Source organism: Nafulsella turpanensis ZLM-10 (assembly GCF_000346615.1).
GTDB lineage: Bacteria > Bacteroidota > Bacteroidia > Cytophagales > Cyclobacteriaceae > Nafulsella > Nafulsella turpanensis.
In genome coordinates this window covers 1-341 of the sequence record NZ_ANNU01000102.1, presented here as the reverse complement: position 1 = coordinate 341, position 341 = coordinate 1, and the positions used below count along the sequence as shown (strand labels likewise).

Annotated in this window: 1 protein-coding gene; it reads right to left on the bottom strand. The window is 41.9% G+C overall.

From position 1 onward, the window contains the following. Nucleotides 1-239 (bottom strand): Arm DNA-binding domain-containing protein (locus F752_RS25050; RefSeq protein WP_040665134.1); only part of this gene is annotated, 239 nt, incomplete at its 3' end. Nucleotides 240-341: the final 102 nt, after the last annotated feature.

The following is a 341-nucleotide window of genomic DNA, read 5'->3' as shown; positions in this document are numbered from 1 at the left end:
CGTTCATGGGTGCGGAGTTGCCCCAGGTATTCCTGCAGTTCCTCATTCAGTTCATCAGCACGAGGGTGGTGGTAACTGACCTCGCTGCGGCGTTCATCCCACTCTTTTGGTTTAAGGTAAATACCGGTGCTAATCCACTTTCTTTTCTGCTGATAATAAACCTGAATCTGGACAAGAGCTTCTCCATCTTTATTAAGTTTATTTTTCCGGTTGTAAACAAAGGTGTAGAGGGCTTTCATAGTCGGTGTATTTGGGTATCAAATGGGTATCAAACGGGTATCAAAACTTTAGTAAAAGTTGACTTTAGCTGAGGCCTTTTGATAAAACCAATACACAAAAAA